Source organism: Halobacillus sp. KGW1 (assembly GCF_001592845.1).
Lineage (GTDB): Bacteria > Bacillota > Bacilli > Bacillales > Halobacillaceae > Halobacillus.
This window is the reverse complement of record NZ_LSOC01000009.1, coordinates 1-4,802: the sequence shown is the minus strand read 5'-3', so window position 1 is coordinate 4,802 and position 4,802 is coordinate 1. Positions and strand designations below refer to the sequence as shown.

The 4,802-nt window shown below is 53.1% G+C and carries 2 rRNA genes; both read right to left on the bottom strand.

Annotation, left to right across the window (positions count from 1 at the left end):
- Positions 1 to 40: 40 nt before the first annotated feature.
- Positions 41 to 2,959 (bottom strand): 23S ribosomal RNA (locus AXG56_RS18970).
- Between the two features lie 171 nt (positions 2,960 to 3,130).
- Positions 3,131 to 4,694: ribosomal RNA gene (locus AXG56_RS18965) — 16S ribosomal RNA — on the bottom strand.
- Together the 16S and 23S rRNA genes form the textbook arrangement of a ribosomal RNA operon.
- Between the last annotated feature and the right edge of the window lie 108 nt (positions 4,695 to 4,802).

Sequence of the window (4,802 nt, the reverse complement as noted above, 5' to 3'; positions counted from 1 at the left end):
CTTTATCGAAAGAAACGTTTTTCACGCGATCTATGATCAGATAGATAAGTCATCGATCCATTAGTATCCGTCAGCTCCACGTGTCACCACGCTTCCACCTCGGACCTATCAACCTCATCGTCTCTGAGGGATCTTATTTGCTCGAAGGCAAAGGGAAATCTCATCTCAAGGGGGGCTTCATGCTTAGATGCTTTCAGCACTTATCCCGACCACACGTAGCTACCCAGCTATGCTCCTGGCGGAACAACTGGTACACCAGCGGTGTGTCCATCCCGGTCCTCTCGTACTAAGGACAGCTCCTTTCAAATTTCCAACGCCCACGACGGATAGGGACCGAACTGTCTCACGACGTTCTGAACCCAGCTCGCGTACCGCTTTAATGGGCGAACAGCCCAACCCTTGGGACCGACTACAGCCCCAGGATGCGATGAGCCGACATCGAGGTGCCAAACCTCCCCGTCGATGTGGACTCTTGGGGGAGATAAGCCTGTTATCCCCGGGGTAGCTTTTATCCGTTGAGCGACGGCCCTTCCATGCGGTACCGCCGGATCACTAAGCCCGACTTTCGTCCCTGCTCGACTTGTAGGTCTCGCAGTCAAGCTCCCTTGTGCCTTTACACTCTGCGAATGATTTCCAACCATTCTGAGGGAACCTTTGGGCGCCTCCGTTACTCTTTGGGAGGCGACCGCCCCAGTCAAACTGCCCACCTGACACTGTCTCCGGACCGGATCACGGTCCTGGGTTAGAATGTCCGTACAGCCAGGGTAGTATCCCACCAGCGCCTCCACCGAAGCTAGCGCTCCGGCTTCTAAGGCTCCTACCTATCCTGTACAAGCTGTACCAACATTCAATATCAGGCTACAGTAAAGCTCCACGGGGTCTTTCCGTCCTGTCGCGGGTAATGTGCATCTTCACACATAGTATAATTTCACCGGGTCTCTCGTTGAGACAGTGCCCAAGTCGTTGCACCTTTCGTGCGGGTCGGAACTTACCCGACAAGGAATTTCGCTACCTTAGGACCGTTATAGTTACGGCCGCCGTTTACTGGGGCTTCGGTTCAACGCTTCGCTTACGCTAACGCATCCCCTTAACCTTCCAGCACCGGGCAGGTGTCAGCCCCTATACTTCGCCTTACGGCTTCGCAGAGACCTGTGTTTTTGGTAAACAGTCGCTTGGGCCTTTTCACTGCGGCTCCTCGGCAGAGGAGCACCCCTTCTCCCGAAGTTACGGGGTCATTTTGCCGAGTTCCTTAACGAGAGTTCTCCCGCTCACCTTAGGATCCTCTCCTCGCCTACCTGTGTCGGTTTGCGGTACGGGCACCTCTTTCCTCACTAGAGGATTTTCTTGGCAGTGTGAACTCAGGAGCTTCGGTACTATAGTTCCCTCCCCATCACAGCTTGACGTTATGCCGGACGGATTTGCCTATCCGACCGTCTCACTGCTTGGACGTGCACATCCAATGGCACGCTCTCCTTATCCTCCTGCGTCCCCCCGTCGTTCAAACGGAAAGGAGGTGGTACAGGAATATCAACCTGTTGTCCATCGCCTACGCCTTTCGGCCTCGGCTTAGGTCCCGACTAACCCTGAGAGGACGAGCCTTCCTCAGGAAACCTTAGGCATTCGGTGAAAGAGATTCTCACTCTTTTTTCGCTACTCATACCGGCATTCTCACTTCTAAGCGCTCCACCAGTCCTTACGGTCTGACTTCACGGCCCTTAGAACGCTCTCCTACCATTGATCCTACGATCAATCCGCAGCTTCGGTGGTGTGTTTAGCCCCGGTACATTTTCGGCGCAGAGTCACTCGACCAGTGAGCTATTACGCACTCTTTAAATGATGGCTGCTTCTAAGCCAACATCCTGGTTGTCTAAGCAACTCCACATCCTTTTCCACTTAACACACACTTTGGGACCTTAGCTGGCGGTCTGGGCTGTTTCCCTCTCGACTATGAACCTTATCACCCACAGTCTGACTCCCAGAACAAAGTCTATGGCATTCGGAGTTTGACTGAATTCGGTAACCCGATAGGGGCCCCTCGTCCAATCAGTGCTCTACCTCCATGACTTTCTATTCTGAGGCTAGCCCTAAAGCTATTTCGGAGAGAACCAGCTATCTCCGTGTTCGATTGGCATTTCACCCCTACCCACACCTCATCCCCGCAATTTTCAACTTGCGTGGGTTCGGGCCTCCAGTCAGTGTTACCTGACCTTCACCCTGGACATGGGTAGATCACACGGTTTCGGGTCTACGACCGCATACTCACTCGCCCTATTCAGACTCGCTTTCGCTGCGGCTCCGCTTCTGCTGCTTAACCTTGCATACGGTCGTAACTCGCCGGTTCATTCTACAAAAGGCACGCCATCACCCATTAACGGGCTCTGACTACTTGTAGGCACACGGTTTCAGGATCTCTTTCACTCCCCTTCCGGGGTGCTTTTCACCTTTCCCTCACGGTACTGGTTCACTATCGGTCACTAGGGAGTATTTAGCCTTGGGAGATGGTCCTCCCGGATTCCGACGGAATTTCACGTGTTCCGCCGTACTCAGGATACACTCCGGAGGGAGAAAGGTTTCGACTACAGGGCTGTTACCTGCTCTGGCTGATCGTTCCAGATCGATTCATCTACCTTCCTCCTTGGTAACTCCAAAGGAGTGTCCTACAACCCCAAGAGGCAAGCCTCTTGGTTTGGGCTGATTCCGTTTCGCTCGCCGCTACTTGGGAAATCGCATTTGCTTTCTCTTCCTCCGGGTACTTAGATGTTTCAGTTCCCCGGGTCTGCCTTCTTATACCTATGTATTCAGCATAAGATCCTGCTCCATTACGAACAGTGGGTTTCCCCATTCGGAAATCTCCGGGTCAAAGCCTACTTACGGCTCGCCGGAGCATATCGGTGTTAGTCCCGTCCTTCATCGGCTCCTAGTACCAAGGCATCCACCGTGCGCCCTTATTCACTTAACTATCGTCGTGAAAAGACGTTTGTTTAAAACTTTCGATGTTTGATGTCTTGTCATCAATCGTTTCATCGTTAGATGATACGATGATTCCTTATCCAGTTTTCAAGGTTCACGNATCTTTCGATCTCTCAAAACTGAACAACCAACCAAGTACGCTTCCGTTCTAAATCCTTAGAAAGGAGGTGATCCAGCCGCACCTTCCGATACGGCTACCTTGTTACGACTTCACCCCAATCATTGGTCCCACCTTCGGCGGCTGGCTCCAAAAGGTTACCTCACCGACTTCGGGTGTTACCAACTCTCGTGGTGTGACGGGCGGTGTGTACAAGGCCCGGGAACGTATTCACCGCGGCATGCTGATCCGCGATTACTAGCGATTCCGGCTTCATGCAGGCGAGTTGCAGCCTGCAATCCGAACTGAGAATGGTTTTATGGGATTTGCTACACCTCGCGGCTTCGCTGCCCTTTGTACCATCCATTGTAGCACGTGTGTAGCCCAGGTCATAAGGGGCATGATGATTTGACGTCATCCCCGCCTTCCTCCGGTTTGTCACCGGCAGTCACCTTAGAGTGCCCAACTGAATGCTGGCAACTAAGATCAGGGGTTGCGCTCGTTGCGGGACTTAACCCAACATCTCACGACACGAGCTGACGACAACCATGCACCACCTGTCACTTGGTCCCCGAAGGGAAATCCCTATCTCTAGGGAGGTCCAAGGATGTCAAGACCTGGTAAGGTTCTTCGCGTTGCTTCGAATTAAACCACATGCTCCACCGCTTGTGCGGGCCCCCGTCAATTCCTTTGAGTTTCAGCCTTGCGGCCGTACTCCCCAGGCGGAGTGCTTAATGCGTTAACTTCAGCACTAAGGGGTGGAAGCCCCCTAACACCTAGCACTCATCGTTTACGGCGTGGACTACCAGGGTATCTAATCCTGTTTGCTACCCACGCTTTCGCACCTCAGCGTCAGAAACAGACCAGAGAGTCGCCTTCGCCACTGGTGTTCCTCCACATATCTACGCATTTCACCGCTACACGTGGAATTCCACTCTCCTCTTCTGTCCTCAAGTTCCCCAGTTTCCAATGACCCTCCACGGTTGAGCCGTGGGCTTTCACATCAGACTTAAGGAACCGCCTGCGCGCGCTTTACGCCCAATAATTCCGGACAACGCTTGCCCCCTACGTATTACCGCGGCTGCTGGCACGTAGTTAGCCGGGGCTTCCTCGTTAGGTACCGTCAAGGTACCGCTCTATTCGCACGGTACTTGTTCTTCCCTAACAACAGAACTTTACGATCCGAAGACCTTCATCGTTCACGCGGCGTTGCTCCGTCAGACTTTCGTCCATTGCGGAAGATTCCCTACTGCTGCCTCCCGTAGGAGTCTGGGCCGTGTCTCAGTCCCAGTGTGGCCGATCACCCTCTCAGGTCGGCTACGCATCGTCGCCTTGGTGAGCCGTTACCTCACCAACTAGCTAATGCGCCGCGGGCCCATCTGTAAGTGATAGCGAGAAGCCATCTTTCAACTTTCCTTCATGCGAAAGAAAGTATTACCCGGTATTAGCCCCGGTTTCCCGGAGTTATCCCGATCTTACAGGCAGGTTGCCCACGTGTTACTCACCCGTCCGCCGCTCGTTCCACGAGCGTCACCCCGAAGGGATCAGCTCGCTTCCCGCGCTCGACTTGCATGTATTAGGCACGCCGCCAGCGTTCGTCCTGAGCCAGGATCAAACTCTCCATAAAAGTGTTTGACTTGCTCATTTTGCACACCGAATGTGCTTGTTTGAATTCTCTCTATATAATAGAAAGAATGTTTGACGTACTGGTTGGTTCGTTCAGTTTTCAAAGATC